We start from the raw sequence: 26,799 nt of genomic DNA, 5'->3' as shown, positions 1-26,799 counted from the left end.
GGGGCGCTACCGGCCGGAACCAACGACGGCGGCAGTCGCCTCGGCGATGGCGCGCTCCTCGTCGGTGGGAACCACCAGGACGGGGATGGCGGACTGCGGCGTGGAAATAACGCGCGGTTCCTTGGACCGGGCAGCATTCAGGCCGGCGTCGACCTCTATGCCCAGCGCACCCAGGCGGTCCGCGACCAGCGCGCGGAACTGGTGGGAGTTCTCGCCGATGCCCGCCGTGAACACCAGCGCCTTGGCCCCGCCGACGGCCACGTGGTAGCCGCCGATGTACTTGGCCAGCCGGTAGGACGTGACGGCGAGCGCCATGGTTGCTTTGGCGTCGCCGGCCTCGGAGGCCTCCACCACGGAGCGCATGTCATTGTTGCCGGCCAGGCCCTTGAGCCCGGACTCGCGGTTGAGCATGGAGTCCAGGTCCTCGGGGGTCCAGCCGGCGCGGCCCAGGAACACCATGATGGACGGGTCCAGGTCGCCGGAGCGGGTCCCCATCACCAGGCCTTCAAGCGGGGTGAATCCCATGGACGTATCCACGGAGTGGCCGCCCTGGATCGCCGTGACGGAGGCGCCGTTGCCCAGGTGGGCGATGACGGCGTCGAACTCCTCCACGGGCAGGTCCAGCAACGCGGCAGCACGGCGGGCAACATACTCGTGCGAGGTGCCATGGAAGCCGTACCGGCGGATGCCGTGGTTGGTGTAGAGCTCGTCCGGGACAGCGTAGCGCCAGGCGTGTTCGGGAAGGGTCCGGTGGAAGGCGGTGTCGAACACGGCCACCTGCGGCATGTCCGGCCATTTCCTGGTGATGGCCCGGATGCCCAGGACGTTGGCGGGGTTGTGCAGGGGCGCCAGCGGGTTAAGCCGCTCGATGGCGCGGGTGATCTCGTTGTCGATCAATACCGGCTCGGCGAACCGCTCCCCGCCGTGCACCACCCGGTGGCCCACGGCGCCGAGCTCCAGGTCGCCCAGCTCCTCATGGATGGCGGCTTCCACCTGCTCCAGCGCCTCCGCATGGTCCCGAGGGCCCACGATTTCGCCGTCGCCGTCACCGCCGTTGCCCATGCCGATCTTCTCGACCAGCCCCTCGGTCAGCACCGTCCCGGCGCCCACATCGCGCACCTGGTATTTGAGCGAGGACGAACCGGAGTTGATGACGAGCACGAGCATGCGGGGCCTCCTGGGGCTTGCTTCTGCAGTTCAACCCCCACTATAGGTGGCGGTACTGGGCACCCGACGACAAACTTGTATATGAGAACCATTCTCATTAGAGTCATGACCATGCAACTCACATTGATCAGTTCCCTGGACGCCCTGTGCCGCCAGCAGGCCTGCGAAGCCGCAGCCGCGCAGAACCCTGGCGCTGTCATGGTCCTCCACGACCTGCTGGAAGACGGACTGGTGCTCCGAAGGCTGATCCGCGACCGGGAAATCCTCGAACGCATGGAAACCCACCTTGAGCACGGCTGCCTCAGCTGCACGGTCCGGCTGGATGTTGTTCCCACGGTGGAACGGCTGCTGGAACGCGGCGAGCGGACGGCCATCATCGGCCTCCCGCCGGGAGTATCCCTGGAATCCGCCGTTGGAGCATTGCAGCGCGGGCTTCCCAACGGCGCCGCTATCGCCAATGCCGTCCTGGCGTGCGCCCCGGATGCACTTGAGGACCACATCTGGGACCGCCACACGCTGTTCGAGTCCGGTTTCACCGCCGCCCCGGACGACCACCGCACGCCGGGCGAGTTCCTGCTGGGTGAACTGTGCTTCAGCGACACCGTCCTGTTGGCCGAACCCGACGTGGTTCCCGCCAGCCCTGCGATGCGCCGCCGTGGCCTCCAGCTCATCCCGGAACTGGCACCGCACGCCCACATTGCGGCCGGACCCCGCGACATCCACCCGGGCAGCCATGACTGCCGGGAAGCGCTGGGACGCTCAAACCCCGGCGCGGTGCGCATCCCGGCGTCGTCCGGCGCGTCACCCTTCACCACCGTGGTCCATCGATCAGCACGGCCACTCCACCCGCGCAGGTTCCAGGAGGCGCTGCCGTCCCTTGCGGAAGGATGCACCTGGCTGCGCGGCAGGCTGTGGATCGCCTCCGCACCCAAGCGCCGGATCGCCATCCAGGGCATTGGCCCCCGCGTCTGGCTCGAGAACACAGGCCCCTGGCTGGCGGACCGGAGCCCGGAGGCCCGTGCTCCACTCGAGGATGTGGACGGGCACCTGGACTGGCACCCCGTCCACGGAGACCGATGCACCGTCATCGCCGCAACCGGCGCCGGACTCGACGCCACAGAAATCGCCGCCTTGCTGAGCAAATGCGAATTGACCGACGCGGAGATGGCGGCAGGCTTCGGCAACCTCCCGGACCCGTTCCATCTCGACCCCGAACCGGGCCTGGACCCGCCAGGCCAGCAGGACGAAAACCCGCTAACCCACACCCCAAGGAGTACTCCATGAAAGTAAGAAATTCCCTTAAGGCCCTGAAGAAGATCCCGGGAGCGCAGATAGTCCGGCGGCGCGGCAGAACATTTGTGATTAACAAAAAGAACCCGCGGATGAAGGCCCGCCAGGGGTAAGGCCGCCCCGGATCGCTCCGGCTCTCATTGCCACCCGGGGCGGCGGGGGCCTAGAGTCGGCGGACAGGCTGGACCACGTCGAGAGGACTCTCCGAATGACGAACGACCCCACTTCCAACGAAGAAAACGATCCCACCAACACCGGCTCCAGCAGCACCGCGCCGCTTCAGCCGGGCGAATCCGAAGGGGGCTCGAGTTCCAAGGACCCTGCGGGCGTGGAGGGCGCCAACCCGGCGCTGGACGATACCGGAGACCTCAAGGCTGCCGAAACCGGGGATGCCCCCGAAGCGCCCGAGGACCGTGAGGGCCTGGACCTGACCCCGCAGGGGCTGTCCGATGAGCCGGCCAAGGAAGAGGACGACGACAGCCTCGCCAAGCCGGACAACAGCTAGGCACAACGAACACTCCCGACGGCGGCACCCGGCTTTTTCACCAAAGCCGGGTGCCGCCGTCGTACTTTCCCTAGGCCTGGGCCTGGATGGCCGTGATGGCCACCGTGTTGACGATGTCCTCCACCGTGCAGCCGCGGGAGAGGTCGTTGACCGGCTTCCGCAAGCCCTGCAGTACGGGCCCGACGGCGACGGCCCCGGAGCTCTGCTGCACCGCCTTGTACGTGTTGTTGCCGGTGTTCAGGTCAGGGAAGATGAAGACGGTGGCCTGCCCTGCCACGGACGAACCGGGCATCTTGGATTCCGCGATGGACGCGTCCACGGCGGCGTCATACTGGATGGGCCCTTCGACGGCGAGGTCCGGCCGGCGCTCCCGCACCAGCTCGGTGGCCTGCCGTACCTCATCCACGGCCTCGCCCGAGCCGGAGCCGCCGGTGGAGTAGGACAGCATGGCCACCCTGGGCTCCACGCCGAACTGGGCCGCCGTCTCCGCTGATGCGAGCGCGATGTCCGCCAGCTGCTCCACGTTGGGGTCCGGGTTCACGGCGCAGTCGCCGTACACCAGCACCCGGTCCGGCATGAGCATCAGGAACACCGAGGAGACGATCTTCACGCCCTCCCGGGTCTTCACGAACTCCAGGGCCGGCCGGATGGTGTGCGCGGTGGTGTGCGCTGCGCCGGAGACCATCCCGTCCACCACGCCCAGCTGGACCATCATGGTGCCGAAGTAGCTGACGTCCTGCATGATTTCGAGCGCCTTGGGCAGGTCGACACCCTTGTGGGCGCGGAGTTCGGCGTACTTTTCGGCGAACTGCTGCCGCAGCTCAGAGGTTGCCGGGTCCACGATGTTGATTCCGGTGAGGTCGATGCCGCGGGAGGCCGCCAGCTCGCGCACGTCCGTTTCGGGGCCGAGGACCGTGAGGTCGCAGACGTCGCGGCGGTGCAGGATCTCGGCGGCGCGCAGGATGCGAACGTCGGTTCCCTCCGGCAACACCACGTGGCGGCGCTGGGCGCGGGCACGTTCGATCAGGTCGTGCAGGAACCGCAGCGGAGTCATGCGTTCCGGCCGGGGCAGGTGCAGCCGCTCCATCAGCTCGGCCTCGTCCACGCGCCTCGACCACAGGCCAAGCGCGGAGGCCACCTTGCGGCGGTGCCCGGACCAGATCTCGCTGCGGACCTCGGACACGCGCCGGGCGGTGGTGTAAGTGTCCGCGCTGGCGGCGAAGACCGGGAAGGGTGCCTGGGCCAGGAGCGGGTAGATGTTGGCGTCCGGGGCGAGCCCGCCGGTGAGGATGAGGGCGGAAGCCACTGGGAATTCCGGCGAGAACGACGAGGCCAGGCAGGCCACCATTACATCGGCCCGGTCCCCCGGCACGATCACCAGGGCTCCCTCGTCCAGGACGTTGAGGAAGTTGCCCACGTTCATGGCGGCCACCTTGATGTCCTTCACGTCGCGCTCCATGTCGGCCCGGCCGGCGATCTGCCGGACGCCCAGTGCGGCGGCCACTTCACCGGTGGTGGGGCGGGCGATCTCTTCCAGCTCGGGCAGGACGTAGACGGGACGCTTGGAGGCGCCGGGCTTGATGGCGGCGGCGATGGCCTCGACGTCGTCCGGGTCCGCCCGGTTGACCAGGATGGCCAGCAGCGAGCATTTTTCGGCGGCGAGTTCCTTGCGGGCAACCTCGACGGCGGCGGCGGCCTCCGCGACGGTCCGCCCCTTGGCGCCCACCACGGCCACGATGGGGGCAGCGAGGTTGTTGGCCAGGCGCGCATTGAGGTCGAACTCGACGGCGGCGTCCTGGCCCGTGAGGTCCGTTCCCTCCACGATCACCACGTCGCAGTGCCGGGCAATGTCGGCGAAGATTTCCACGCAGCGGGCGTCGATCTCTTCGCGCTGCCCCTCGGCCAGCAGCGTCCGGACCTCCTCGAAGGTGAGGCCGCCGCGGCAGCGTTCATCCTCCAGGGCGAACCGGGATTTCATCAGGGTGACCATGGGGTCCTCGCTGGCCACAGGGCCCTGGACCACGGGCTTGAAGAAGCCGATCCGGTCCGCGTGCCGGTGCAGGGTGTCCGCCAGGCCGAGAGCCACAAGTGACTTGCCCGAGCCCGGGGTGGTTGCGCTGACGTAGATGCCTTTGGCCATGGTCCGCCCTTTGCTGTTCTTGCTGGTGCCGGTCCTCCCATCCTTGCACCTCCGGCGCCCCAACGAACAAAGATGCGCGCCGCCGTCGTGCGTTCCTGCCCGGCTGCTTTCCTTCCCACCGTGCGGCGCGCCGCGGACGACGGCGTGTCCCCCGCTTTGGCGCCTGGAGCGGCTCAGTAAGTGGGCAGGAAGGCCGTGCCCGGCGGCGCCACCCTTGACACCGGACCCCCTCATGGGATTACCTAATGAACATTCGGTAAATAAAGCTGGAGGCAATGACGCATGGCTGAAGCAACACTCTCCGGGGCCACCCACCCCATCCTGGAAAATGACTACGCCTCCGAGTGGATGGGCATCGAGGTCCTGGCGCTCAGCGACGGCCACGCCACCATCCGGATGACCCTCCGGCAGGAAATGCTCAACGGCTTCGGCATGGCCCACGGCGGAATGATCTTCGCCTTCGGCGACACCGCCTTCGCCCTCGCGTGCAACCCGATCAGCCCCGCACCCGGAGAGGGAAACACCATCACCGTTGCCTCCGGCGTCGACATCAATTTCCTCAAGCCGGCGTTCCGCGGCCAGGTCCTCACCGCCGTGGCAGACCGCCGGTCCAGCGCCGGCCGCAGCGGCCTCTACGACATCCAGATCTTCGCCACCGATGCCCACACCCCCGGCGCGGACCCCGGCACCAGCACCCCGGGCGAGCTCATCGCCGAGTTCCGCGGACGCAGCCGCACCATCCCCAAGAAGTAGGAAAACCATGACCCTGCATGCCCCCGAAACCCCTGCCGCCGCGTCCGTGGACACCGCCGCCACCGGCACCGACGCCGTCCTGGACCGGGAGGAGACCATCTCCCGCGACGAACTCGAGGCGCTCCAGCTCAGCCGCCTCCAGCACACCGTCTCCTACGCCTACGAGCGCGTGCCGCTGTACAAGCGCAAGTTCGACGAAGCCGGCATCCACCCGAACGACCTCCGCGAACTGGCCGACCTCGGCAACTTCCCCTTCACCACCAAGGACGACCTGCGCGCCGAATACCCGTTTGGCATGTTCGCCGTGCCGCAGAACGAAGTAGCCCGCATCCACGCCAGCTCGGGCACCACCGGCCGGCCCACCGTCGTCGGCTACACCAAGCAGGACCTGGCCGACTGGGCCAAGCTGGTGGCCCGCAGCTTCCGTGCCGCCGGCATCCGCCCGGGCATGAAGGTCCACAACGCCTACGGCTACGGCCTGTTCACCGGCGGCCTGGGCGCGCACGCCGGCGCCGAGGCCCTGGGCTGCACCGTGATCCCGATGTCCGGCGGCCAGACCGAACGGCAGATCCAGCTGATCCAGGACTTCAAGCCGGACGCCATCCTGGCCACGCCCACCTACCTGCTCACCATCGCCGATGCCATGGCGCACATGGGCATCGACCCCGCCTCCACCTCTTTGAAGTTCGCCGTTTTGGGCGCCGAGCCGTGGACGCAGGAGATGCGGCACGAGCTCGAGGTCATGATGAACATCAAGGCGTGCGACATCTACGGCCTGTCCGAGGTGATGGGCCCGGGTGTTGCCGGCGAGGCAGTAGAGACGCAGGACGGCAGCCACATCTGGGAGGACCACTTCCGCCCCGAAATCATCGATCCCTTCAACCCCCTGGCGGGCAAGGATAACGTCCTGCGCGACGGTGAACACGGCGAACTCGTCTTCACCTCACTCACCAAGGAAGCCCTGCCGATCATCCGCTACCGCACCAAGGACCTCACCCGGCTCCTGCCCGGCACCGCCCGCCCGGCTCACCGCCGGATGGGCCGCATCACCGGCCGCAGCGACGACATGATCATCCTGCGCGGCGTGAACCTCTTCCCGTCCCAGATCGAGGAAATTGCCCTCCGCATCCCCGAGCTCAGCCCGCACTTCCAGCTCGAGCTCACCCGCCCGGAAGGGCAGCGGATGGACCAGCTGACCGTCCGGATCGAACGGCGGGACGCCGTCACCATTGAGCAGAGCACGACGGCGGCACGCGCCTTGAAAGAGCAGATCAAGATCCACGTGGGTTCTTCGTGCACGGTGGACGTGGTGGATCCCGGATCGCTTGAGCGCTCCAACGGCAAGCTCCGCCGCATCTACGACATGCGGCCCAAGGGATAAACGGAGCCGGCAGGCCCGGGCCCCGGTCCGGGCCGACCGACCGTTCATGAGAAACTAGCCACTATGCCCAGCCAGACCACCAGCACCAACGGCGCAGCCGCCAACGGATCAGCCAAGCGCGGCCGCCCCGGCTACGACCAGCAATCGGTGCTGCGCATCGCCGTCGACGTCTTCAACCGCCATGGCTACGACGCGACGTCCATGGGGATCCTCGCGGACAACCTCGGCATCTCCAAGTCGGCCATTTACCACCACGTGCCGTCCAAGGGCGATCTGCTGAAGCTTGCCCTTGACCATGCGCTGGGCGGGCTGGAGTCCATCCTGGAACAGCCCGAGGCCACCGCAGGTGCCGCCGATGCCCGGCTGGAATTCGTGCTGCGCCGCACCGTGGCGGTCCTTGTGGAGCGCCTGCCGTTCGTCACCCTGCTGCTGCGGTTGCGGGGCAACACCGAGATCGAGCGGGACGCGCTGGAACGCCGACGCACGTTCGACCACAAGGTGGCGGCACTGATTTCCGCCGCCCGGGATGAGGGTTCGCTGCGCCAGGACATCGATCCGCGCACGGTTACCCGCCTCCTGTTCGGCATGATCAACTCCATCGTGGAGTGGTACAAGCCCGGCGGTTCCCTGAGCCCGGAGAAGCTCGCGGACGACGTCATCACCATGGCCTTCGACGGCCTGCACGGGCACGCGACCCCCACCACCTGACCTCGCCGGGCCTTCACTATCACCGGGCACTCCGCAAGTAATAAGGGTGCTTGGTATTTTCCCTGCTTCGAGGCTACGGTGGTAGAAAGCCACTGATTACAGGGAGGTAGGGAAGATGAGCACCCACAAAGAAGAGCCCGAGGCAGGATTCATCATTCCGGATCCGTCCAAGATCCGGGAGGACATCCCCGGGGATGCCGCCGACGAAGCAAACGTCATCCGCTTCAGCGAGGAGCAGGCCCTGATCGAGGAGCAGTCGCACGGCATCCGGCCGGACACCTACAGCGTCCCCGCCGGCGGCCCCACCATGGAAGAGGCCCGCGGCAACATGGACCTCTCCGACCAGAGCGAGTCCGGCAAGGGCACCGGCCGCGAGGATGACAGCAGCGACGACGGGCTGCACGGCGGCGCGGAATCCTGACACTCCCGCACTAAACCCCGGGCGGCAGTCAGCCCGGGCGCACTAACTTCCAGGCCCGGCGATGGGCAGCCCTGCCCATCGCCGGGCCTGTTTTTGCGCCGTAAACTTGGAACACCAACCACGGAAAAGGCCTTGGCATCTCTGCGGCCTAATAAATCCATACGTTATAGTTACTCGTGTTCGCATCACATCATCAGGGGGAATCATGATCAGGAACCGCACTTTTTCGCGCCCATTTACCGTCTTGGGCGTTGCCGCCGTCCTGGGGCTGGGCCTGTCCGCTTGCGCAGCTGAGGCGCCTGCCGCCTCCGAAACCCAGCCCTCAACCGAAGCGACTACTGCAGCGTCGGCGTCACCCAGCAGCTCCGCCAGCGCGTCAGCCAGCGCTTCTGCTGCCGCCCCGGCCGGTGCTTCCGGAACCGCGAAGGACCTTACGGCTCCCGGGACAAAGCTCGGCCTGGGCGAAAAGGCAGTCACCCACACCAACACGGGCAAGGACAAGGCTGACGCCAAGTACACGGAGGCCACCTACACCACCAGCGTCACCAAGATCACCGCTGGTGCCGAGGCCGATCTCGCCGCCCTGAAGGATGCGGCGAAGTTCGCCGGGCAGACGCCGTACTACGTGTTCACCGAACACACCCTGGACAGCCTGAGCAAGCCCTCCGCCGGCATCAGCGAACCCCGCTTGAACGCCCAGCTGAAGGACGGGACGGATGCGCAAAAGCTGATCATCCTCGGCTCCCTGGACCAGTGCCCCACCAAGAGGTTTGAGACCACCGGTTCGAGTGACACCCTGAGCTACAAGGTGGGCAGCACCATGACCTCGTGCCAGGTCTTCCTCGCACCCGCTGGCGACGAGATCGTCTCGGCGGACTACGCCGATTCCGGCTTCAGCTACGCAAGCTCCAGCGACAACCCGTACCGCAAAAACCCGATCGTCTGGTCCAAGTAGGGAGCGGCCCGGCCACCAGCAGGCCGGGCCGTAAACCGACGCAGGGGCGCCCCGATCCGACCGGAGCGCCCCTGCTGCTGTTTATGCTTCCTAGACCTGGTAGTCCGGCTGCCCGTTCAGCCGCTCGTGGACGCAGAGGATGTTGTGCTCGGTGTCCATGAACCACGCGCACTTCTCCGAGTCGGTGGTGCAGATGTGGTTTTCGGTCCGAAGGTTGGGCAGGTCGTAATCCTGGAACCGCACGCCCATGGCTTCCATCTCCCGGACGGTCCGTTCGATGTCCGTCACTTCGAAGCTGAGGGCCGTGTGCTCGGAGTGCTTGCCGTCCGAGACGGGCATCAGCTGCAGCATCGGGCCGCCGTCGGTGCCGAGTAATTCGCTCCCATCGTCTGTCATTCCGCGGTGCGGGAGTCCGAGTTTCCCGGTGTAGAAACTGCGGGCGCGGGCTGCGTCATCGACAGGCAGGATGGTTGTGGCTGTGCTCATTTTAAGGGTCATGTGGCCACCTCCTACGAGGCAGAATCTTACGCCGGGGAGCTGCGAAACACCCTCCCCCTTTTTGCCCAGCACCCCCGCACCCCGCCCAAACCCCCGCTCACTCGTGGCGCCCAAAAACCAAACGCCAGCTCACTTCTGGCGCTTAAGAACCAAACGCCAGCTCACTTCTGGCGCCTAAAAACCAAACGCCAGCTCACCTGGGTGAGCTGGCGTCCGGCGGTAAGACACCACAAGTGAGCCCGCGTCGGAACGAAAGCGACCACAAGTGAGCGCGCGTCGGGGAGGGGGGCTACTTTTCGACGAGGGTAAGGACGTCGTAGGTGGCCACGATCTCGTCGTCCTGGTTGGTGAGGACGGCGTCCCAGGCCACCTCTCCGTATTCGTCCGTTTCCCGCGGCGTGATCTTCTTCGCGGTGAGGGTCACCCGGATGGAGTCGCCGGCGGCAACAGGGGTGATGAAGCGCAGGTTCTCCAGCCCGTAGTTGGCCAGGACGGGGCCCGGCGCAGGCTCCACGAACAGTCCGGCGCCCCAGGCCAGCAGGAGGTAGCCGTGCGCCACGATGCCGGGGAAGAACGGGTTGGCCTCGGCGGCTTCCTGGTTGGTGTGGGCGTAGAAGGTGTCCCCGGTGGTGTTGGCGAAGGCCGTGATGTCCTCCAGGGTGACCTGCCGCAGGTCCGAGCGGACTGCATCGCCGATGTGCAGGGTCGCCAGGTGCTTGCGGAACGGGTGCGTCCCCTCGGTATCCACCGTGAAGTTGCGGTCCGCCCCGGTGTGCCAAACGCCTGTGACGGCCGTGAGCATGTTGGGCGAACCCTGGATGGCGGTGCGCTGCATATGGTGCAGGACGGAGCGGATGCCGCCGAGCTCTTCGCCGCCGCCGGCGCGGCCGGGGCCGCCGTGCACCAGGTGCGGGACGGGTGAGCCGTGGCCGGTTGAGGTGCGGGCGTCTTCGCGGTTCAGCATGAGGACGCGGCCGTGGTGCGCGGCAATGCCGGTAACCAGTTCACGCGCCACGTCGGGATCGTTGGTGCACACGGATGCCACCAGCGAGCCGCCGCCGCGGGCTGCCAGCCGGACGGCGTCGGCGAGGTCCGTGTAGCCCACCACGGAGGAGACGGGGCCGAAGGCTTCCAGCGAGTGCAGCGCCTCGGCTTCGGGGTTGTCCCAGTTGAGGACCACGGGGGCCATGAAGGCGCCGGCGTCCACCACGCCGGTGGTTCCGTCGGCGGAGGTGACCGACGGCGAATCAAGGGTTCCGTACGCGAGCTCACCGCCGGCGTCGAGCATGGACTGCACGGCTGCCCGGACGTCCTCAAGCTGTTCCACGGACGCCAGCGCACCCATGGTGACGCCCTCGGCGCGCGGATCGCCCACCACCACGCGCTCCTGGATGCGCTTGCCGATGGCGGCGGAAACCGCAGCCACCAGCTCCTGCGGCACGATGGCGCGACGGATGGCGGTGCACTTCTGGCCGGCTTTGACGGTCATCTCGGTGACCACGGATTTGACGAAGGCTTCGAATTCCGGGGTGCCCTCCACCGCGTCGGGGCCGAGGATGGCGGCGTTGAGGGAGTCGGTTTCGGAGGTGAACCGGACGCCGCCCTCCACTACGTTCGGGTGCGCCTTCAGGGACTTGGCGGTGGCGGCGGACCCGGTGAAGGACACCAGGTCCCGGTAGTCGAGCACGTCCAGCAGCCCGCGGACGGAGCCGGAGACCAGCTGCAGCGACCCCTTGGGCAGGATGTTGGACTCCACAATGGCCTTCACCACGGCGGCGGCAACGTAGCCGGTGGGGGTGGCGGGCTTGACGATGGTGGGCACGCCGGCGATGAACGCGGGGGCGAACTTTTCCAGCATGCCCCACACCGGGAAGTTGAAGGCGTTGATTTGCACTGCGACGCCGGGGATGCGGGTGTAGATGTGTTCGCCTGCGAAGGATCCGTCCTTGGACAGCACCTCCATGGGCCCGTCCACCACCACCTGCGAGTTGGGCAGTTCGCGCCGGCCCTTGGAACCGAAAGTGAAGAGCACGCCGATGCCGCCGTCGATGTCCACCATGGAATCGATCTTGGTGGCGCCGGTCTGGTAGGAGAAGCCGTAGAAGTGTTCACGGCGGGCGTTCAGGTACTGCGCCAGCTCCTTGAGCTTGAGGGCGCGCTGGTGGAAGGTCAGCCTGCCCAGCTCGGCCTGGCCGGTGGTCCGGCCGAATTCCACGGCCGCCGCAAGGTCCAACCCCTCGGTGCTCACCTTGGCCAGGAGCTCGCCCGTGCTGGCGTCGCGGACCGGGGTGCCAGCGGCGGAGCCGGTTTCGGGCGTCCACCAGGAGTCCATAATGAAGCTGGGCACCGTCTCCACGGTATCGAGCGTGGCGTGGGGCGCTGTGGCAGTGGTGGTCATCGTTGACGGGTCCTTCCAACAAAAGGGGCAGACAAACGGTGAATCATTACTGACCGTCCGTTCGGTAATATAAGTACCATACAGGAATGTCCCCGCAGCGCACTAGGAGAGCACATGAGCGACGCCGCCCCGCACCACTCCCCCACAGAGCATGAACTGTGGAAGATCACCCTCGGTGAGCTCGACGAGAAGATGGGGGTGAAGATCCTGGAGGAGTCCGTGGAGCGGGTGGTCGCCACCATGCCCGTGGAGGGAAACCGGCAGTCGTTCGGCCTGCTGCACGGCGGTGCTTCGCTGGCGGTGGGTGAGGCCGTGGGGTCCTGGGCGGCGGTCATCCACGCGAGCACCATGGGCAAGACGGCGGTGGGTATCGACGTCTCCGCGACACACCACCGCTCCGCCAGGGAAGGCCAGATCACCATCACGGCCACACCCATCCACCTGGGCGGAACGCTGACCACGCATGAAGTGCTCATCACCAACGAGGCCGGCCAGCGGCTCTGCACCCTGCGTATCACCAACCTGATCAGGAAGCACAAACACCAGGCATAAATAAAATGTTCCCCGGACCTGCATCCGTGGACCCAGTTCCCGCGGTATTAAGCGCGTAAGCACAAACAGCCCGGCCACCGGGCATCCTTCAAGGAGTTTGATATGCGCAAAATCAGCTACGCCGCCGGAGCACTTTCACTCGCCGCCTCACTGGCGTTCGCCGCTCCCGCCCAGGCCGGAGGATGGCACCATGATGACGACCCCGCGCTGCTGTCCGTACTTCATGGCGTTCCCGGCCTGACCGTGGATGTGTGGGTCAACGGCGCCCTCACGCTGGATGACTTCAAGCCCGGCACCCTGGCAGGGCCGCTGGAACTGGCCGCCGGCGACTACCAGATCGCCATCACCGCCGCCGACGCCACCAGCGCCGACAATCCTGTCATCGGACCCGTGGACGTGGAGCTCGAAGAAGGCGGCAACTACACCGCCGTGGCCCACCTCAATGCCGACGGGGCCCCCACCGCCACGCTCTTCACCAACGACACCAAGGCTCCCCGCAACGACCGCAAGGGCAAGCTGACGGTCCGGCACGTAGCGGCCGCTCCCGCCGTCGACGTGCTGGCCGGCGGAAAAGCGATCATCGAAGGCCTGAGCAACCCGGACGAGGCCACGCTGAAGCTCAAGGCCGGCACCTACTCGGCGTCGGTGGCTGCAGCCGGCACCACCGATCCGGTGATCGGCCCGGCGGACGTCACCGTCGAGGGCGGGAAGAACACCATCGTTTACGCGTGGGGCAGCCTGTCTGACGGCACCCTGGGCGTGGCAGTGCAGGTGGTTGACGGCACGAACAGGTGGCACGGCCACCACTGACCGCCAGCCAAACCCGCTTTGACGCCGGAGGGGCGGGACGCTTCACGCGTCCCGCCCTTCCGCTGCTATTTGGGGGAACGCTGGCCCCTGCGCCGCACCAGAACTGTCAGGATGATTCCGACGGCGAGCGCGGCGGCCGCTGCGAGGGCCGCGGGCACCAGCCCCGACGGTCCGGTGTTCGCCAGGTTGGCGGGGGACGTACCGGCATCAAAAGGTACGACGACGAGACCGGCGTCCGCTGGCGGTTGCGGTGCCGCGGGGGCGGGCACAGCCGGGGCCGGGTCAGCAGGGACGGCTGGTACGGGTGCCGGGTCCGCGGGAACGACGGGCTGGGGCTGTTCCGGTGCTGGCGGTTCCGCGGGCGGCTCGAGGGCAGGAACACCGGGAACCGGGTTGCCCGGGGAAGGCTGCTCCGGCGCGGGGGGCTCCGCAGCTGCCCGGGCAAACTCAAAATCGACGGCGCCCGAGGTACTGAAGCCGTTGACCGTCTCGGCCGTAAAGCGGAGGGGACCGCTGCCTTCCGGTGCGGTAAAGCTCCAGTTGCCCGCGGCGTCGACAGGGACCTCCACCGGGTCCTTGCCCTCCACCGTGACCTTGACCGTGGAGCCCGCGGCGACAGCGGAGGCGGGGGCTGCCGGGACGTTTCCGCTGATGGCCTGCCCCGATTCATAGGTTCCGCCGGGGACGGGCGAGCTGACCGCCGGCTTGTTAAGGAACAGTTCCAGCTGGTAACCGGGAAGGACAGCCAGGCTTTCCGAGAGGGTGGCGCCGACGGCGAAGTTTGCGGGCACCGGCTCGCCTGGCGCGGGCGGCGCGTCACCGGCGGCGTGCGTTCCCACGGCGTAGTTGCCGCTGACGTAGGGGCCTCCGGAGTCACCGCCGCTGGACTGAACGCCATAGGACAGGAATCCGTGGAAGGCGCGGAGGTCGGTGGGGTCTGCGGCAAAGTCTGGGCCAGGCACCACGTAGATTCCCACGGCGTCCACTGTTCCGCAGGACCAGGCCGAAGTCCGGCCGGAGCGGCAGATGGGCATGCCCAGGACCGGATCGGAGGTGCCGATGATCTTCACATCCGGGCCGGGCTGGGAAGGATCACCCCAGGTGCTGGCGGCGGGCAGCGGATCCAGGCCCTCTGGAATGTTGTGGATCACCGATATGTCGGTGCCCACGTTTCCGGGGTTCTCGGGATCCACGGGGTTCTCGATGATGCGGGAGTTGCCGGGGCCGCCGAACTGACTGAACCCGAACTCGCCCAGCTGGTCCTTCCGGACGAACTGGAACTCCAAGGTTGCCGTTGCCGCCTGCCCGTCCGAGGCGCAGTGCCCTGCGCTGAGGACGGCAGGCAGTCCTGCGGGGTCGAAGGCGGAGAACCCGGTGGAGCAGATCCAGCCGGTATCGGCGATGTAGCCGACGCCGCCGGGAACATCAGCCTCGGGCCTGAGGGGGGCGCCGCCGTCGAGCTCCACGTTGGCGTACCGGGCCACGAAGTCGGCTGGCGAGACCTTGCCGGAGCCGCCGGCCGCCGTCGTTCCGGCAGCAGTTGTTGCGTCAGCCGCCACCGCACCGGACGGCTTGGCCGACTCGGGCGAGTTCAGCGCCCCGGTGCGGATGACGAACTTCCCGTCCGCGGCCATGACTGCCTGCAGGCCTTCGGGGCCGACGTCGCGCACGTATGCCTGGAAGAGCTGCTCTGTGCTGACCGCCAGCTGTGAGCCATCTGTTGTTCCCCCGCCGGACGGTGCTGCACCGCCGTCGGCACGCCGGGCCTGAGAGGCCTCCACGGCGAGGTCCGGAAGGGTCCCGGCCAGCGCTGCCACTTTGGCAAGGAATTCCGGACCGGATCCGGTGACCACTACGTGGCCGTCGGCCAGCCGGATCCCGGCGTAACCGGGGACGTCGCGCAACTGGGCGGCCGCGGCTGCTGCCTGGGCGCCAAGCTCACCGGCCGCGGCGAACTGCTCCCGGGTGAGCCCGAGGTCCCGCTCGACAGCATCATCGAGGGCAGCCTCCGACAGCCCGGAGCCCTGCGGCCCGGCGGCGGGGGTTCCGGCCCCAGGTGTTCCAGCTGCCGGTGTTCCAGCGGCGGGTGCTTCGGGGGACGCCGTGGCTGCGGCCTGGCCATCGGCCGCCCAGGCCGGTGCAGCCACGTAAGCCGACGACGCCAGGATGCCTGCAATGGCACCCAGGGAGAGGTACCTGAGCACTGACGCCGGGGTCATCGGGCCACACCCGCTCCACACAGGGACAGCACTGCGTCGAGTTCGGCGCCGCTGAGTCCGTTCTTCAGGAGGTAGCCACGGCTGTCCAGGGTCCGTACGAAGTCCACCACGGCTTTCCCGCGCTGGTCCAGCAGCGGCGCCAGTTCGTCGTCGGCCAGGTAGCGTTCCCTGTCATGCGGCGGCCCATGGGTCCGGTACCGCTCATTGATGCCGCGCGCTGCCCGCCGGTAGCCCTCGGCGATCTGGTGGTCCGAGTCCCCCGCGAGGTCCTGCACCATGGCCGCCACCAGGCCGCTGCGGTCGCGTCCCGCGGCGCAGTGCAGCACCACCGCTCCCCGGTCTGCGGCCGTTGCAAGGGCGCGAAAGACTGCCACGATCCTGTCCGGGAACAGGCGGGCGTTATCCGCGTAGTAGGCAGGATCGTTCAGGTAGGGCCCGGTCAGCGCGGCGAACTGCTTGTGGTTGGCTTCCTCCGTGGGAGCCGACACCACGGCCAAGCCGTGCAGCGCGGCCGCAGGCACTACCGGATCGGTGTCCCGGCGCCGGGCTTCCGCGGCGTTGCGGAGATCCACTACCGTGCGGACGCCGTCGTCGTAGGCCTGCCGCCAGCCGGCTTCCGTGAGCCATTCCCGCCGGCCCATTCGGTACACGCCGCCGGCAACATGCCAGGCATTGACAGCACCATCCCAGTCTATGGACCCGCCCGCTTTCTCCATCCGCACAGCTAACCACAAGCACGTGAACCCCGCATGTCACAGACGGGTAGAGGGACGGCGAAAGCCGGGTACCGGGCACCGGTGAAACGGGCCGCCGCGTGGCGTACCCTCACAGGTGTCTGTCCCCGGTCCGGGGCCATGTTCAAGGGAGATCAGCGATGGGTACTACAGCATTACGACGGCGGCGCGCGGCTTTCGCGGCAGGCCTCGCCACCCTGGCGATGGCACTCGGCTCCACGGCCCTTCCCGCCGGAGCGGCGCCGCCGATCAAAGACGTTGACCTTGTGGCGGTCGGTGACTCCTACACCGCGGGGATAGGGGCCGGGACCACAACACTCTCGTCTTGCACCCAGACCAACGGCGGGTACGTAAACCTGCTCAGGGCCCTGCCGATCGTGGACGGCAACAGCACGAACGCCGCATGCGCCGGGGCGGTGATCGTGGACAGGGCGTCCGACATTGCACCCAGCGTCACAGAGCAAATTGGGAGTCTGGCGGCCTCCGGAACACTTTCCGTCCGGACCGAACTGGTCACCGTGACCGCGGGCGCTAACGACATCGACTTCACCATGCCGTTGAAGGCCTGCGCAGGATCAACGCCCGACGTCTGTGCGCAGGCAGTACAAGCAGTGCAAGCCAAGTTTCCTGCCATGCGGGCCGACCTGGTGGAAGCCCTGACTGCCATTCGTAAGGCAGCGCCGCACGCCACCATAGCGGTCTTCGGCTATCCGCTTCTCTTCGACCCTGACGGCCTGCCGACGCTGCTGGGCAGGGACGCCCAAAGGCTGGTCAACGCGGGCACTCAAGCCCTCAATGGCGCCATTGCCCAAGCCGCGAATTCCCCGAGGGTGAAGGCCAAGGCTGTGTACGTCGACGTCACGGACGCGTTCGCGGGGCACGCCGTGAACTCCCCATATCCGTGGATCAATTTCGATCCGAGAGACCCCTTCGCCCTGCAGAATTTCCACCCTAGCGGGGCCGGGCATCAGGCCTACGCGGATACCCTTCAAGAAGCTGTCAACCTTAACAAGCTGGCACGGCCTTAGCCGCCACCTCGGCCGTAATCTGGCGCCTACCCGCGCCGGTCCAGGCGGTATTCCAGGCCGGCGCGGACCATGGGCCATTCGTGTTCCAGGATGGAGAACACCACGGTGTCACGCAGCAGGCCGTCGCTGGTCCGGGAGTGGCTGCGGAGGACGCCGTCCTGCTTGGCTCCCAGCCGGGCGATTGCCTCGCGGGACTGGTGGTTCAGCCAGTGCGTGCGGAACTCCACGGCCGGGCAGCCCAGCGTCTCGAACGCGTGCTGCAGCAGCAGGAGCTTGGAATCCGGATTGGTTCCGCTGCCCTGTACTGACGCCGCGTTCCATGTAGAACCGATCTCCACGCGGGGAGTGCCGGCGTCGACATTCATATAGGTGGTCATCCCGATGACCCGGCCCGGACCGCCGGTTTCCGGGTCGATAAGCCGCGTGGTGAACGGCAGCATGGAACCCTGCTCCTGCAACGCCAGGCGGCGCCGGATCTCGGCTGCCATCCCGGCGGGAGACGGTACTGAGGTGTACCAGAGTTTCCAGAGCTCTCCGTCCTCCGCCGCCTGCACCAGCCCGTCATGGTGGGCTGGGTCGAGGGGCTCGAGGATTACGTACCGGCCGGTAAGGGTAAGGGGCTCAAGGAAAGTCACTGCACCAGCCTAGGACCAAACACCGGGGCCGGTTACGCTGGGGAAAGCCCCAGACCGCGAGCAAGGGAGTTAACGTGTCAGGAACCAATCCGGACCCGGAAGACGACAAGATCACAGGCCTGGAACCCGGCGGCGGAGTTCCGCCGGGCGAAACCCCGCCCGGAGAAGGCTCGGTAGCGGGCACTCAGGAACCCCGGCAACCTGGTTCCGGGAGGGGCCAGCAGATTTTTTGGCTTGGAGCCATCGGCGCAGGCGTCCTGCTGTTCCTGCTGTATTTCATCGGGTACATCGTCGGGTTCTTCGACTAGGCGCCGCACCGCTCCAGGGCTGTTCTAGTTGGGCCAGTCGAAGAAACCCTTGCCGGTTTTGCGGCCGAGTTCGCCGCGGGCCACCTTGTCGCGGAGGATCTGCGGCGGGGCGAACCGGTCACCGAGCGTGGACTGCAGGTATTCGGCGATACCCAGCCGCACATCCAGGCCCACGATGTCCGTGGTCCGCAGCGGGCCGGTGGGGTGCTTGTAGCCCAGGACCATGGCGTTATCGATGTCCTCCGCCGAGGCAACGCCTTCTTCGACCATCCGCATCGCCTCCAGCGCGATTGCCACGCCCAGCCGGGAGGACGCAAAGCCCGGTGCATCGTTGACGACGACGGCGGTCTTTCCGAGTGCCGCCACCCACCTTTTCGCCGCGTCGGCGAGTCCGGGTGCGGTGTGTTCGCCGAGCACCACTTCGATCAGGGTGGATGCGGGGACGGGGTTGAAGAAATGCAGCCCCAGGAAATTACCGGGCCGCTGCAGCTCCTTCGCCAGCCCGTTCACGGACAGCGATGACGTGTTGGACGCCAGATACGCCTCCGGCTCCAGCCGTTCCTCGATCCCGCGCAGCGAAGCCACTTTCAAATCCCAGTCCTCGGGTACGGCTTCGACCACCAGCTGCCGGTCCTTGAACGCGTCGTAGTCCACGTCCACGGTCAGCCTGGACGCCATCTCATCCAGGTTCGCGTCCACCACACCGCGCTCGATGCTCTTGGCCGCCGCTGACTCCACGCGTTCGCGGGCAGCCTCGGCGGACTGCTCGTCACGCTCCACCACCAGCACGTCCGCGCCCTTGATCAGGAACGCATGCGCGATGCCCGCACCCATCCGGCCACCACCCAGGACGCCCACGAAATGCGGCAGGTCAGTGGATAGGTCTGCGGGAAGGCCAGAAGGAATTGCAGTGTTGCTCATGGGTTTCTACTTTCCGTCTGCGGTGTCGGAGGATGCAGCCTTCTTGGCCGCGTTGCGGTCCAGGAATTTCTGCATGCGGTCGAACTTGGCCTGCGATTCGAAGAGGATGCCCTGGGCCAGCTGGTCGATCAGCGGGTGCGCTTCAGCCGGGGCATGGAACACGGACTTGGTGATCCGGACAGCGAGTGGGTCCTGCCGGGCGATGCGGTCCGCAAGGCTGTGGGCCGCACCCAGGAGCTCCGCGGAGCTGTGAATCTCGGTGATGAGGCTGACGGCCAATGCCTCGTCGGCGCCCAGCACTTTGCCCGCAAGGAGGATCTGCTTGGCCACCGGCTCCCCCACCAGCTCCTTGAGCCGCCAGCTTGCCCCGGCGGCGGCCAGGATCCCCAGCCCGGTCTCCGGGTTGCCGATCTTCACGTCCGGGGTCCCGATCCGGAAGTCGGCCGCGTAGGCCAACTCGGCGCCGCCGCCCAGGCAGTACCCGTCCACGGCTGCGATGACGGGCATGGGCAGTTTGGCGATCCGTACGAAAATGGTGGAGTTGATCCCCTGCAGGGCATCGTCCCGCCGCCGCTCACGGAGCTGGGCGATGTCGGCGCCGGAAGCGAACACCCCGTCCACGCCGGCGATGATCAGGATTTTGGGATTCTGTTCCAGCGCAGCACAGACGTTGTGCAGCTCATCCACCATCTGCTGGTCGATGGCGTTGCGCACCTCGGGGCGGTTCAACTGGACCACCACACGGTCACCCTGTTCCTCCACCAGGAGCGCGGAGAACTTCCCGGCCGCCAGATCCACTGCGCCCGGCATCAGATCTTCTCCAGCAGCATGGCCGTGCCCTGGCCGACGCCCACGCACATGGTGGCAAGGCCCATCTTGGCGTCCTCGCGTTCCATGCGGCCGAGCAAGGTGATGGCAATCCGTGAGCCGCTGGAACCGAGCGGGTGGCCCAAAGCGATGGCGCCGCCGTCGTTATTCACAATGTCCGGGTCCAGGCCCAGCCGGCGGATGCAGGCAAGGGACTGCGTGGCGAAGGCTTCGTTAAGTTCGACGGCGGACAGGTCACCGATGCTCAGGCCGGACCGCTTCAGGATCTTCTGCGTGGCCGGGACCGGGCCGATGCCCATGATCTCGGGCTCGCATCCGGCTGACGCGCCGTCGATAATCCGGGCACGCGGTGTCAGGCCGAGCCGCTCGATGGCCGCTTCGGACGCGATGATGATCGCGGAGGCGCCGTCGTTCAGCGACGAGGAGTTCCCGGCGGTGACCACCGACCCGCCATGCGCCACGGGCTTGAGCTTCGCCAGCACCTCGGTGGTGGTGCCGGCGCGGGGACCCTCATCGGTGTCCACCACGGTTTCGGCCTTGCGGGTCTTGACGGTGACCGGGACGATCTCGTCCCTGAACCGGCCGGCGCCGATGGCGGCGAGCGCACGTTCGTGCGAGCGGACGGCAAAGGCGTCGGCGTCCTCGCGGGAGATGCCGTCCACCCGCGCCACTTCCTCGGCGGTTTCAGGCATGGCATAGGTCATCTTGCCGTCCCGGGACAATGCGCCGTGCTGGAACCGGGGGTTGGTGAAGCGCCACCCGATGGAGGTGTCGAAGATCTGCCCGGGCTTGGCGAAGGCGGCGCTCGGCTTCTCCTGCACCCACGGCGCCCGGCTCATCGACTCGACGCCGCCTGCGATCACTATGTCCGCGGCGCCGGCTTTGATCATGTGGCTGGCCTGGATGATGGCGCTCAACCCGGACGCGCAGAGCCTGTTGACGGTAATTCCCGGGATGTGCATCGGCAACCCGGCCAGGAGGACGGCCATCCGCGCGACGTTGCGGTTCTCTTCACCCGCGCCGTTCGCGTTGCCAAGGATCACCTCGTCGATGCTGTCCGGATCCAGGCCGGCGCGTTGCACAGCTTCACGGACCACCAGCGCGGCCAGGTCATCGGGCCGGACCGCCGAGAGCGCACCTCCGTACCTGCCCACCGGAGTCCGGACTCCGCCTACCAGGAAAGCCTGGGGACCTGCGCTTGCAGCCATGGAAACACCCTTCACGCGATTAACAGCACTGTCACCGGCGGCCGGCGTGGCGACCTGCGCTACTTACCGACCGTTCGTTCTGTAAATAGTACACGGCAGGCCCGGCCACGCGTAGCCCCACTCAGAGGACGGTGATGCCCAGGTGTGCGGCCAGGAGCGGCGCGAGCAGTCCCAGCTGGTATTCGTCCATGACGACGCCGGCCATGTTGCCGATGCCGCTGACGCTGCGGAAGTCTGCGCCGCGGAGGTCGAAGTCCTTGAGCCTGGCGCCGGTAAGGTCCAGGGCTCCGATGGTGCAGCCCTTCAGCGCCACCCTCGTTGCCGCTGCCGAGCCAAGGTCCAGTTCGTTGATGATGCAGTCGGTGATGAGCACGTCCGTCAGCTTCGCCCCGCGCAGGTTCAGGTAGTCCAGCTTGCCGCCTTCGATCCGGACGGACTGCCACCCTGATTCGTAGAGTTCGGCCGAACCGAGCCGGGGGTTGCTGATCTCAACGTCCCGCCACGTGCTGCGGGCGGCCCGGAAAACGGGAGCGTACAGCTCGCTGATGACAGTGTCGCGGAATCCGGCGCCGCGGAGTTGGGCTTCGTTGAAGGAAACGCCCTGGAGTTCGCACTCTGAGAAGTCGGCGCCGGAGAGCTCCAGCCCGTCGGCGTCCAGGCGGTTGTAGCGGGCACCCTCGTGGCGCCCGCCACGGCGGAAGTCCAGGGTGCGTTCCTCGAGGTCCTCAAGCCGGACCGGCGAAAGCCGCGGGGCGGTGACGGCAGCCTTGGGCCGCCTGGTTCCGGACCCGGTCACTGGGCGGATTCCGCTTTGGCGGCGATGTCCGCCAGGTCCTTGGCGAGTGCTTTGCGGCTTGCCGCCATCCCCAGCCTGCCGAACACCGCGGCGAGGACCCGGCTGACTGCCGTGGGTTTGGACATTTTGGCACCAAAGGTCAGTGTCAGGTCCGTTCCGCCGTCGCGGTGGGCCAGGCTGAACCTGGTGGTGTAATCCGCCCCGCCCTGGGCGGCCTTAATTGTGGTGGTGCGGGGCGGTTCCGCGTTGTCTACCCACATCTCCACGGTTTCAGACCTGCCGAACATCTTCCGTGTCTCCTTCCAGCGGGTGCCCTCGGCGTAGGTACCGTTCGTCAGGAGCTGCACCGCCTCCACCCCGGACAGCGTCCCGGGTGCGTTCCGGATATCCGTGATCACGGCCCACACCGTTTCCGGTGAAGCATGGATGTGCTGGGTCAGGCTGAGGCTTTGGTCCATGACGTCGAGCCTATCGCCGCGGGCGGACAAAGGCAGGGCGGCCGACCGCCCGCGGCGTTCACGCGGCCTGCCGGGCTTGAACTAGTAAGCATGCTTCGTGTTAGTGTGAAAGGGCATTGTTTGGTCGACGGAAACGAAAGGAGGCCACACCATGGGCCTCGGAGACAAGATCAGTAACGCAGCAGAAGATATGGGCGGTAAGGCCAAGGAAGCTGCTGGCAACGCAACCGACAACGACCGCCTGAAGGCAGAAGGCCAGACCGACCAGGTCAAGGCTGATGCAAAGAAGGTCGGCGAAAATGTCAAGGACGAATTCAAGCGCAACTAGTCCTTTACCGGGGCGGCCGCAGCGAACGGCGTGCTGAACCGGTAGACAATGGCGGCGGATCCCCCGGATTCGCCGCCATTTTGCTGCCCCGTCCACATCGACACCTCGTTGTTTACCAGCCACTGCGGGTTGGCGTATGCCCCTGCCTCGAGCCGTCCGGCATGGTCATTTCAGCCCGCAGCCCCAGCAGCCGGATGGGCCGGTCCGGTTCAATCTTGCCCCTGAGGTCGAGGGCTCGGGCCAGCACCTCCCCGGGGTCCGCCGTTTCGGGAATCTTGCGGGCATAGGTCTTGGTGGTGAACGGGGCGTACCGGACCTTGAGCGTCAGCCCCACCACCGGCCGCCCTTCAGCGGAAACATCCTCCAGCACAGCCGCCACCAGTTCCCGGACAGCGTCATCCACCTGCGCCGGTTCTGAGAGGTCGCGCTGGAACGTGGTCTCCCGGCTGTGGCCGCGCGCCACCCACGGCGTGTCATCCACCACCGAGGAACCGTCACCCCGCCCAAGCTGCGCGTACCAAAGCCCCATTTTGGGGCCGAACTCGGGGACCAGAAACTCAGGGTCCACCGCAGCCAGCTGGGAAACCGAGGTGATCCCCAGCGTCGCCAGCCGGCGCGATACCTTGGTTCCCACTCCCCACAGGTCGATGGTGGGACGGTTTCCCATAACGTCCAGCCAGTTCTCCGCCGTGAGCCGGAAAACACCGGCCGGTTTGCCGAATGTTGTCGCCACCTTGGCGCGGACCAGGGTGTCGCCGATGCCCACGCTGCAGTGCAGCCTGGTGGCCTCAAGTACCGCGTCCTGGAGTTGACGGGCGTAGGCCTCGGGATCACTGGACTTTACGCCGACGAACGCTTCGTCCCAGCCGAGCACCTGGACGACGGCGCCGGGCCGGGAGCGCAGCACGCCCATCACTTCCGCCGAGGCCTGGAGGTAGGCTTCCTGGTCCACGGGCAGGATGACTGCGTCAGGAACTTTCCGTGCAGCGATGCGCAGCGGCATCCCGGATCCGACGCCATAGGCCCGGGCTTCGTAGGAGGCGGTGGAGACGACGGCCCGTTCGGTGGGATCGCCACGGCCGCCCACGATCACGGGCTTGCCGGCAAGCTCAGGGCGGCGGAGCACTTCCACGGCAGCGATGAACTGGTCCAGATCCACATGCAGCACCCAGGGTTCGCCCACATGCCCCAGTCTGCCCCGCGCCGGCGCCCGGCACCAGCATTCCCCGCGTGCGGCTAGCCTTGGGCCATGACGAACGTGGACCTGAGCACCGAGAGCATGGCCGCCGGCGGATCGCCCTCGCTGGGTGGCTACCTGGCTGTACCCGAGGGCGAGGGCCCCTTTCCCGCCGTCGTCGTGATCCATGAAGCCTTCGGCCTGGATGACCAGACCCGCCGGCACGCGGACCGGCTGGCGCGGGCCGGCTATCTTGCCCTGGCGCTGGACCTGTACAGCGACGGCGGGGCACGGCGGTGCCTTGTGGGAACCATGCGCGCCATGGCAGCCCGCACGGGCCGGCCCTTCACCGACATCTCCACGGCCCGCACCTGGCTTGCGGAATCACACCTCAGCAACGGCAGGACCGGGGTGATCGGCTTCTGCATGGGCGGCGGCTTCGCTCTGTTGGCCGCCAAGGACGGGTTCCAGGCCGCGGCAGTCAACTACGGACGGCTCCCCAAGGAGCAGGAGGACCTTGTGGATGCCCTGCGCGGCGCCTGCCCCGTCGTGGCAAACTACGGCGGTGCGGACAGGTCCCTGAGAGGAGCGGCAGGGCGGCTCGATTCAGCCCTCGACCAGCTGGGCATCGAGCACAGCGTGCAGGAGTTTCCCGGCGCCGGCCACAGCTTCCTCAATGATGAAGAGATGGGCCCGGCACTCCTGCGGCCACTGATGCGCGTCATGGGCGTGGGCCCGGACCCGGACTCCGCCCCGGAGGCATGGCGGCGGATTGAGGACTACTTCGCGCAGTACTTGAAGGAAGAGGGCCCCGCCACCCCATCGAGTTAACCGGCGGCGGCGGCCCATCCCAGCGAGGGACGGGCCGCCGTCGAACGCTGCTCACAACGTGGGCAAGATCAGCTGAAGAGCTCGCTCTTGGGTGCGTTGTTCTTGACCTTCTGCCAGCCCAGCCAGAGGACCACGGCGAAGAACGGAATGGTGGCCAGGGTCCACAGCCCCAGGTAGAACACCTCGCCGTCCTTGCTGGTCATGGTGTCGAAGCCGATGAGGACCGTGATGACGAGCAGGGCGATGAGTCCGGCCCAGCTGGTCCACGGCGAGCCGGGCATGGGGAGGGTGGAGACGCTCCCCTTCTTCTTCCGCAGCGCGATCTGGCTGGCGAAAATGGAGCCCCAGGTGAAGATCACGCCGATGGAGGCGGTGTTCAGGGCGAGGTCGAACGCGTGCGAACCGCCCAGCCAGATGTTCAGCAGGATGCCCACCAGGTAGACGGTACCGATGGCGAGAATGGCCATGTACGGGACCCGTCGGGTGGACATGCGGGTCAGCCATTGCGGTGCATGGCCGTTGTTGGCCATGGTGCGGAAGATTCGGCCGATCGAGTAAAGGCCCGAATTGCAGGAGGACAGGGCGGCGGTAATGACGATCATGTTCATGACGTCACCCATCCAGCCCAGGCCCATCTGGCCGAAGACTGTGACGAACGGGGATGTCCCGGCCTTGTACTGGTCCGAGGGCAGCAGCATGGCCAGCAGGGAGACGGAACCGACGTAGAAGACGACGATGCGGAATACGACGGCGCGGATCGCCTTGGGAACTTCGCGTTCCGGGTTCTGCATCTCGCCGGCGGTGATGCCCACCAGTTCGATGGCGTTGTAGGCGAAGATGACGGCGTTCAGCACGAGGATCATGACCAGCGCGCCCTTGGGGAACATGCCGCCTTCATCGTGGAACAGGTTGGCCACGGAGGCGTGTCCATCGCCCACCTTGGCGTTGGTGACCACCATGAAGGTGCCCACGGCCAGGAAGATGACAATCGCGGCCACCTTGAGGCAGGAGGCCCAGAATTCGAACTCCCCGAAGGCCTTAACGCTGAAGAGGTTCACAGCCACCAGCAGCACCAGCGCGGCGATGGCGGAGAGTTCAACGGGGACGTTGGGGAAGAAGAACTGGAAGTAGAGGCCGATCGCAATGAGTTCGGCGATGCCGGTCATGGCCCAGTTGATGAAGTACATCCAGCCGGACAGGTAGGCGCCCTTGCGGCCGAACATTTCACCGGCGTAGCTGACGAACGAGCCCGAGGTTTGGCGGTACATGATGAGTTCGCCCAAGGCCCGCATCAGCAGGTAGGCGATGACGCCGGCAATGGCGTAAGAGAAGATAAGGGCCGGGCCGGTGGAGGCGAGGCGGCCGCCGGCTCCCATGAAGAGGCCGACGCCGATGGCGCCGCCCATGGCGATCATGGTGACGTGGCGCCTGCCCAGCGTTTTGCTGTAGCCCTCGGCGCTGAGGGACGGGTCGACGGCGGTGGATGCTGCCGTGCTGTTCTTGATTTCGGGCGGGGTACTTTGAGGCACAACGGTTCCTTGTGGGTTGGGGGTTGGCCGCATCCGGAAGCGAATGATCCAGCTCACATAATTCGGCCTTCAGCCGTTGGGGCGGCCGTTTGTGAGCGTAAGTCTTCGTCTTGCCGAAGCTTCGCGCGGCCTATCCATCGTACAAGATCCATTCGGGTGCCACGTGACGCGCACTACACCAGCTTTGCTACGGCATCCCGTAAAGATACTTTTCGGTATGC

At 66.9% G+C, this 26,799-nt stretch carries 28 protein-coding genes; 14 read left to right on the top strand and 14 right to left on the bottom strand.

All coding sequences use genetic code 11. From position 1 onward, the window contains the following. Positions 1-6: 6 nt before the first annotated feature. Positions 7-1,167 carry an acetate kinase gene (locus ACFV4R_RS06410; RefSeq protein WP_377201412.1) on the bottom strand — a complete coding sequence of 387 codons (1,161 nt, stop codon included), beginning with the start codon at positions 1,165-1,167 and terminating at the stop codon, positions 7-9. Positions 1,168-1,278: 111 nt separating this feature from the next. Here ACFV4R_RS06410 and ACFV4R_RS06405 point away from each other — a divergent pair, with 111 nt between their 5' ends. The 3 genes from ACFV4R_RS06405 to ACFV4R_RS06395 all read left to right on the top strand — a co-directional run bounded on the left by ACFV4R_RS06405 (position 1,279) and on the right by ACFV4R_RS06395 (position 2,962). Next, positions 1,279-2,451 (top strand): GTP-binding protein, encoded by a 1,173-nt coding sequence (locus ACFV4R_RS06405; RefSeq protein ID WP_377201413.1) that lies wholly within the window; start codon positions 1,279-1,281, stop codon positions 2,449-2,451. Then, a complete protein-coding gene (ykgO, locus tag ACFV4R_RS06400; protein WP_021810741.1) occupies positions 2,448-2,570 on the top strand; it encodes a type B 50S ribosomal protein L36 in 123 nt (40 codons plus the stop codon). Before ACFV4R_RS06405 ends, ykgO begins: the two co-directional genes overlap by 4 nt. Before the next feature lie 95 nt (positions 2,571-2,665). Continuing rightward, the gene (locus ACFV4R_RS06395; RefSeq protein WP_377201414.1) at positions 2,666-2,962 is read left to right on the top strand and encodes a hypothetical protein; all 297 of its coding nucleotides are present in this window, start codon (positions 2,666-2,668) and stop codon (positions 2,960-2,962) included. Positions 2,963-3,032: 70 nt separating this feature from the next. Here the strand turns inward: ACFV4R_RS06395 and pta are convergent, their stop codons facing one another. Further along, positions 3,033-5,102 (bottom strand): phosphate acetyltransferase, encoded by a 2,070-nt coding sequence (gene pta, locus ACFV4R_RS06390; protein WP_377201415.1) that lies wholly within the window; start codon positions 5,100-5,102, stop codon positions 3,033-3,035. A gap of 282 nt (positions 5,103-5,384) precedes the next feature. On the opposite strand from pta, the gene ACFV4R_RS06385 reads away from it, so the two are divergent. The 5 genes from ACFV4R_RS06385 (at position 5,385) to ACFV4R_RS06365 (ending at position 9,320) form a co-directional block, all read left to right on the top strand. After that, positions 5,385-5,855: a hotdog fold thioesterase gene (locus ACFV4R_RS06385; protein ID WP_377201416.1), complete on the top strand. Its 471-nt coding sequence runs from the start codon at positions 5,385-5,387 to the stop codon at positions 5,853-5,855. Positions 5,856-5,862: 7 nt separating this feature from the next. Further along, positions 5,863-7,236 carry a phenylacetate--CoA ligase PaaK gene (gene paaK / locus ACFV4R_RS06380; protein WP_377201417.1) on the top strand — a complete coding sequence of 458 codons (1,374 nt, stop codon included), beginning with the start codon at positions 5,863-5,865 and terminating at the stop codon, positions 7,234-7,236. A 63-nt stretch (positions 7,237-7,299) separates the two neighbouring features. Next, positions 7,300-7,944, top strand: a complete 645-nt coding sequence (locus tag ACFV4R_RS06375) for a TetR/AcrR family transcriptional regulator (RefSeq protein ID WP_377201418.1) — start codon at positions 7,300-7,302, stop codon at positions 7,942-7,944. A 115-nt stretch (positions 7,945-8,059) separates the two neighbouring features. Next, positions 8,060-8,365 (top strand): hypothetical protein, encoded by a 306-nt coding sequence (locus ACFV4R_RS06370; RefSeq protein ID WP_377201419.1) that lies wholly within the window; start codon positions 8,060-8,062, stop codon positions 8,363-8,365. A gap of 205 nt (positions 8,366-8,570) precedes the next feature. Then, positions 8,571-9,320: a hypothetical protein gene (locus ACFV4R_RS06365; RefSeq protein ID WP_377201420.1), complete on the top strand. Its 750-nt coding sequence runs from the start codon at positions 8,571-8,573 to the stop codon at positions 9,318-9,320. Between the two features lie 90 nt (positions 9,321-9,410). Here ACFV4R_RS06365 and ACFV4R_RS06360 read toward each other — a convergent pair whose 3' ends face one another. Continuing rightward, entirely contained in the window at positions 9,411-9,818 is a 408-nt protein-coding gene (locus ACFV4R_RS06360) for a VOC family protein (RefSeq protein ID WP_377201421.1), read from the bottom strand. Positions 9,819-10,107: 289 nt separating this feature from the next. Next, positions 10,108-12,216, bottom strand: coding sequence for a phenylacetic acid degradation bifunctional protein PaaZ (paaZ, locus tag ACFV4R_RS06355; protein ID WP_377201422.1), 2,109 nt, complete (start codon positions 12,214-12,216; stop codon positions 10,108-10,110). Positions 12,217-12,330: 114 nt separating this feature from the next. Between paaZ and ACFV4R_RS06350 the strand changes: the two genes are divergently transcribed. After that, on the top strand, positions 12,331-12,768 hold the full coding sequence (locus ACFV4R_RS06350) for a PaaI family thioesterase (protein ID WP_377201423.1): 438 nt from the start codon (positions 12,331-12,333) through the stop codon (positions 12,766-12,768). A gap of 102 nt (positions 12,769-12,870) precedes the next feature. Next, positions 12,871-13,578 carry a DUF4397 domain-containing protein gene (locus tag ACFV4R_RS06345; RefSeq protein WP_377201424.1) on the top strand — a complete coding sequence of 236 codons (708 nt, stop codon included), beginning with the start codon at positions 12,871-12,873 and terminating at the stop codon, positions 13,576-13,578. Between the two features lie 65 nt (positions 13,579-13,643). On the opposite strand, the gene ACFV4R_RS06340 is transcribed toward ACFV4R_RS06345, so the two are convergent. Further along, complete coding sequence (locus ACFV4R_RS06340; protein ID WP_377201425.1) at positions 13,644-15,797, bottom strand: S1 family peptidase; 2,154 nt, start codon at positions 15,795-15,797, stop codon at positions 13,644-13,646. After that, positions 15,794-16,513 (bottom strand): tyrosine-protein phosphatase, encoded by a 720-nt coding sequence (locus ACFV4R_RS06335; RefSeq protein WP_377201426.1) that lies wholly within the window; start codon positions 16,511-16,513, stop codon positions 15,794-15,796. The genes ACFV4R_RS06340 and ACFV4R_RS06335 overlap by 4 nt, the downstream gene beginning before the upstream one ends. Positions 16,514-16,671: 158 nt before the next feature. Between ACFV4R_RS06335 and ACFV4R_RS06330 the strand changes: the two genes are divergently transcribed. Beyond that, positions 16,672-17,559: an SGNH/GDSL hydrolase family protein gene (locus ACFV4R_RS06330; protein WP_377201427.1), complete on the top strand. Its 888-nt coding sequence runs from the start codon at positions 16,672-16,674 to the stop codon at positions 17,557-17,559. Positions 17,560-17,585: 26 nt separating this feature from the next. On the opposite strand, the gene ACFV4R_RS06325 is transcribed toward ACFV4R_RS06330, so the two are convergent. Further along, positions 17,586-18,194, bottom strand: a complete 609-nt coding sequence (locus ACFV4R_RS06325) for a GNAT family N-acetyltransferase (protein ID WP_377201428.1) — start codon at positions 18,192-18,194, stop codon at positions 17,586-17,588. 74 nt (positions 18,195-18,268) lie between these two features. Here ACFV4R_RS06325 and ACFV4R_RS06320 point away from each other — a divergent pair, with 74 nt between their 5' ends. Continuing rightward, a complete protein-coding gene (locus ACFV4R_RS06320; protein ID WP_056076498.1) occupies positions 18,269-18,502 on the top strand; it encodes a DUF6480 family protein in 234 nt (77 codons plus the stop codon). A gap of 24 nt (positions 18,503-18,526) precedes the next feature. On the opposite strand, the gene ACFV4R_RS06315 is transcribed toward ACFV4R_RS06320, so the two are convergent. The 5 genes from ACFV4R_RS06315 to ACFV4R_RS06295 form a co-directional block, all read right to left on the bottom strand. After that, complete coding sequence (locus ACFV4R_RS06315) at positions 18,527-19,423, bottom strand: 3-hydroxyacyl-CoA dehydrogenase family protein (RefSeq protein ID WP_377201429.1); 897 nt, start codon at positions 19,421-19,423, stop codon at positions 18,527-18,529. 6 nt (positions 19,424-19,429) lie between these two features. Further along, entirely contained in the window at positions 19,430-20,233 is an 804-nt protein-coding gene (locus ACFV4R_RS06310) for an enoyl-CoA hydratase/isomerase family protein (RefSeq protein WP_377201430.1), read from the bottom strand. Beyond that, positions 20,233-21,459, bottom strand: a complete 1,227-nt coding sequence (locus tag ACFV4R_RS06305) for a thiolase family protein (RefSeq protein ID WP_377201431.1) — start codon at positions 21,457-21,459, stop codon at positions 20,233-20,235. The genes ACFV4R_RS06310 and ACFV4R_RS06305 overlap by 1 nt, the downstream gene beginning before the upstream one ends. 121 nt (positions 21,460-21,580) lie before the next feature. After that, a complete protein-coding gene (locus ACFV4R_RS06300) occupies positions 21,581-22,255 on the bottom strand; it encodes a pentapeptide repeat-containing protein (RefSeq protein ID WP_377201432.1) in 675 nt (224 codons plus the stop codon). Next, entirely contained in the window at positions 22,252-22,713 is a 462-nt protein-coding gene (locus tag ACFV4R_RS06295; protein ID WP_377201433.1) for an SRPBCC family protein, read from the bottom strand. The genes ACFV4R_RS06300 and ACFV4R_RS06295 overlap by 4 nt, the downstream gene beginning before the upstream one ends. Positions 22,714-22,864: 151 nt before the next feature. On the opposite strand from ACFV4R_RS06295, the gene ACFV4R_RS06290 reads away from it, so the two are divergent. Next, positions 22,865-23,041, top strand: a complete 177-nt coding sequence (locus ACFV4R_RS06290; protein WP_045729318.1) for a CsbD family protein — start codon at positions 22,865-22,867, stop codon at positions 23,039-23,041. A 112-nt stretch (positions 23,042-23,153) separates the two neighbouring features. Here the strand turns inward: ACFV4R_RS06290 and ACFV4R_RS06285 are convergent, their stop codons facing one another. After that, positions 23,154-24,209, bottom strand: coding sequence for a DNA polymerase IV (locus tag ACFV4R_RS06285; RefSeq protein WP_377201643.1), 1,056 nt, complete (start codon positions 24,207-24,209; stop codon positions 23,154-23,156). An 81-nt stretch (positions 24,210-24,290) separates the two neighbouring features. Between ACFV4R_RS06285 and ACFV4R_RS06280 the strand changes: the two genes are divergently transcribed. Then, positions 24,291-25,049: a dienelactone hydrolase family protein gene (locus tag ACFV4R_RS06280; protein WP_377201434.1), complete on the top strand. Its 759-nt coding sequence runs from the start codon at positions 24,291-24,293 to the stop codon at positions 25,047-25,049. Positions 25,050-25,117: 68 nt separating this feature from the next. On the opposite strand, the gene ACFV4R_RS06275 is transcribed toward ACFV4R_RS06280, so the two are convergent. Next, positions 25,118-26,578 carry an amino acid permease gene (locus ACFV4R_RS06275; protein WP_056076194.1) on the bottom strand — a complete coding sequence of 487 codons (1,461 nt, stop codon included), beginning with the start codon at positions 26,576-26,578 and terminating at the stop codon, positions 25,118-25,120. Between the last annotated feature and the right edge of the window lie 221 nt (positions 26,579-26,799).

The sequence above is a fragment of the Pseudarthrobacter sp. NPDC059871 genome, from assembly GCF_042731175.1.
In the GTDB taxonomy this organism is placed as follows: domain Bacteria; phylum Actinomycetota; class Actinomycetes; order Actinomycetales; family Micrococcaceae; genus Arthrobacter.
This window is presented reverse-complemented; position numbering and strand designations above follow the sequence as displayed.

What these genes read in the sequence shown, in the direction of transcription:
- pta (WP_377201415.1), bottom strand. Translation starts at nt 5,102, where the DNA reads ATGGCCAAAGGCATCTACGTCAGCGCAACCACCCCGGGCTCGGGCAAG.
- ACFV4R_RS06365 (WP_377201420.1), top strand. Translation starts at nt 8,571, where the DNA reads ATGATCAGGAACCGCACTTTTTCGCGCCCATTTACCGTCTTGGGCGTT.
- ACFV4R_RS06290 (WP_045729318.1), top strand. Translation starts at nt 22,865, where the DNA reads ATGGGCCTCGGAGACAAGATCAGTAACGCAGCAGAAGATATGGGCGGT.
- ACFV4R_RS06330 (WP_377201427.1), top strand. Translation starts at nt 16,672, where the DNA reads ATGGGTACTACAGCATTACGACGGCGGCGCGCGGCTTTCGCGGCAGGC.
- ACFV4R_RS06340 (WP_377201425.1), bottom strand. Translation starts at nt 15,797, where the DNA reads ATGACCCCGGCGTCAGTGCTCAGGTACCTCTCCCTGGGTGCCATTGCA.
- ykgO (WP_021810741.1), top strand. Translation starts at nt 2,448, where the DNA reads ATGAAAGTAAGAAATTCCCTTAAGGCCCTGAAGAAGATCCCGGGAGCG.
- ACFV4R_RS06360 (WP_377201421.1), bottom strand. Translation starts at nt 9,818, where the DNA reads ATGACCCTTAAAATGAGCACAGCCACAACCATCCTGCCTGTCGATGAC.
- ACFV4R_RS06385 (WP_377201416.1), top strand. Translation starts at nt 5,385, where the DNA reads ATGGCTGAAGCAACACTCTCCGGGGCCACCCACCCCATCCTGGAAAAT.
- ACFV4R_RS06370 (WP_377201419.1), top strand. Translation starts at nt 8,060, where the DNA reads ATGAGCACCCACAAAGAAGAGCCCGAGGCAGGATTCATCATTCCGGAT.
- ACFV4R_RS06405 (WP_377201413.1), top strand. Translation starts at nt 1,279, where the DNA reads ATGCAACTCACATTGATCAGTTCCCTGGACGCCCTGTGCCGCCAGCAG.
- ACFV4R_RS06335 (WP_377201426.1), bottom strand. Translation starts at nt 16,513, where the DNA reads ATGGAGAAAGCGGGCGGGTCCATAGACTGGGATGGTGCTGTCAATGCC.
- ACFV4R_RS06375 (WP_377201418.1), top strand. Translation starts at nt 7,300, where the DNA reads ATGCCCAGCCAGACCACCAGCACCAACGGCGCAGCCGCCAACGGATCA.
- ACFV4R_RS06295 (WP_377201433.1), bottom strand. Translation starts at nt 22,713, where the DNA reads ATGGACCAAAGCCTCAGCCTGACCCAGCACATCCATGCTTCACCGGAA.
- paaZ (WP_377201422.1), bottom strand. Translation starts at nt 12,216, where the DNA reads ATGACCACCACTGCCACAGCGCCCCACGCCACGCTCGATACCGTGGAG.
- paaK (WP_377201417.1), top strand. Translation starts at nt 5,863, where the DNA reads ATGACCCTGCATGCCCCCGAAACCCCTGCCGCCGCGTCCGTGGACACC.
- ACFV4R_RS06280 (WP_377201434.1), top strand. Translation starts at nt 24,291, where the DNA reads ATGACGAACGTGGACCTGAGCACCGAGAGCATGGCCGCCGGCGGATCG.
- ACFV4R_RS06395 (WP_377201414.1), top strand. Translation starts at nt 2,666, where the DNA reads ATGACGAACGACCCCACTTCCAACGAAGAAAACGATCCCACCAACACC.
- ACFV4R_RS06310 (WP_377201430.1), bottom strand. Translation starts at nt 20,233, where the DNA reads ATGCCGGGCGCAGTGGATCTGGCGGCCGGGAAGTTCTCCGCGCTCCTG.
- ACFV4R_RS06345 (WP_377201424.1), top strand. Translation starts at nt 12,871, where the DNA reads ATGCGCAAAATCAGCTACGCCGCCGGAGCACTTTCACTCGCCGCCTCA.
- ACFV4R_RS06305 (WP_377201431.1), bottom strand. Translation starts at nt 21,459, where the DNA reads ATGGCTGCAAGCGCAGGTCCCCAGGCTTTCCTGGTAGGCGGAGTCCGG.
- ACFV4R_RS06350 (WP_377201423.1), top strand. Translation starts at nt 12,331, where the DNA reads ATGAGCGACGCCGCCCCGCACCACTCCCCCACAGAGCATGAACTGTGG.
- ACFV4R_RS06315 (WP_377201429.1), bottom strand. Translation starts at nt 19,423, where the DNA reads ATGAGCAACACTGCAATTCCTTCTGGCCTTCCCGCAGACCTATCCACT.
- ACFV4R_RS06410 (WP_377201412.1), bottom strand. Translation starts at nt 1,167, where the DNA reads ATGCTCGTGCTCGTCATCAACTCCGGTTCGTCCTCGCTCAAATACCAG.